The sequence below is a fragment of the Paenarthrobacter sp. CM16 genome (genome assembly GCF_013179505.1).
Classification (GTDB): Bacteria; Actinomycetota; Actinomycetes; order Actinomycetales; family Micrococcaceae; genus Arthrobacter.
The window spans coordinates 1-1,546 of the sequence record NZ_JABMCX010000519.1 but is presented as its reverse complement, the minus strand read 5'-3'; the positions used below and the strand labels follow the sequence as shown (position 1 = coordinate 1,546).

Here is a 1,546-nt window from a genome sequence, read left to right as displayed (position 1 = left end):
CCACGGCAACGGCCGCCACTGAGACGGCGTACTCCAGCACCAGGCACCAGCCGCAAATCCATGCCATACCCTCGCCCATGGTGGCGTAAGAGTACGAGTAACTGGAGCCGGCTACCGGAACCAGCCCGGCCATTTCGGCGTACGACACTGCGGAGAGCAGCGCGGCGAGGCCGGCAATGACGAAGGAGATCCAGATAGCCGGACCAGCCAACGGCACGGATTCGCCGAGGATCACCAGGATGCCGGTGCCGAGCGTGGCTCCGACGCTGATCATGGTGAGTTGGAAGACGCCAAAGCTGCGGACCAACTGGTTTCCGCCCTCGCCCTTCCCTGCCTCGCTGACCATCTGGCCGATGGGCTTGCGGCGCAGGAGTTGCGCGCCGAGGCTCGGCCTGGCGACGCTTGCTGCCGCCGGGTTTTTGGTGTTCACAGGCACAGTCACCCTTGACGTCCCTTCAAAGTAGTTTCGATTTCCCCTCCACAAGACTGGCATGTGAGCCACCTCTCACCACGGTGCAAAATGACCTATAGTGTTCAACCATGAGACGTAATGCACACTATCAAGGAGCTGCTCCGGCAGCCCTGTCGGGACAGGTCACCGTGGACCTGTCCGCGATTTCAGACAATGTCGTAGCACTGAAAAAGCGCACCGAGGCGCCGTATTTCATGGCCGTAGTGAAGGGGAATGCTTACGGCCACGGCTTGGTGGAAGTGGCCCGGACCGCAGTAGAGGCGGGGGTGGATTGGCTGGGAACCGCCCAGCTCAGCGAAGCAATCACGCTCCGCCAAGCAGGCATCACGGTACCCATCCTCTCGTGGCTGTATCTGGCATCCCAGACAAGTGCCACCATTCTTGAAGCACTGGAGAACGACATAGATGTTTCCCTTGGAAGCGTCACGCAACTCGAGGTTCTGGCCGGCATCGCAGACCGCGTTGGCCGCCCCGCCGTCGTGCACTTGGAACTGGACAGCGGCCTTAGCCGCGGCGGTGCACGCAAGGAAGATTGGGCGGAACTCGTCGCCGCTGCCCGCAAGGCTGAAATCGACGGGACCCTCCGTGTTCGAGGCCTCTGGACTCACCTGGCCTGGGCCGATGTCCCGGCGCACCCCGGCAACGCCAGCGCCGTCGCGGAGTTCGAGGACGCAGTGGGCCAAGCCCGCCAGGCAGGACTGACCCCCGAACTGCGGCATGTTTCCAGTTCGGCGAACATCCTGGACCGGCCCGAATTCCACTTCGACATGGTCCGGGCAGGCCTGGCCATCTACGGACTTGCCCCGGCTGACCACCTGAACCCGGCGGACTTCGGCCTGCGCCCGGCGCTCAGCGTCACGGCGCCCGTGGTCATGGTCAAAAAGGTCCCCGCAGGCACGGGAGTCAGCTACGAACACCAGGCCATCACCTACGAGCCGCGCTACCTCGGGCTCATCCCGCTCGGTTACGCAGATGGCATCCCCAAGGGCATCAGCGGGCGCTCCGTGGTGAACATCGCGGGCCGCAGCGTGCCCGTGATCGGCAAGGTCTGCATGGACCAGTTCATGGTGGACC

2 protein-coding genes are annotated in these 1,546 nt (G+C 63.8%); one reads left to right on the top strand and one right to left on the bottom strand.

Annotated elements, in window-relative coordinates:
* On the bottom strand, positions 1 to 430 hold a 430-nt coding region (locus HP499_RS24100; RefSeq protein WP_309138443.1), incomplete at its 3' end, for an amino acid permease.
* 110 nt (positions 431 to 540) lie between these two features.
* On the opposite strand from HP499_RS24100, the gene alr reads away from it, so the two are divergent.
* On the top strand, positions 541 to 1,546 hold a 1,006-nt coding region (gene alr / locus HP499_RS24095; RefSeq protein WP_216660284.1), incomplete at its 3' end, for an alanine racemase.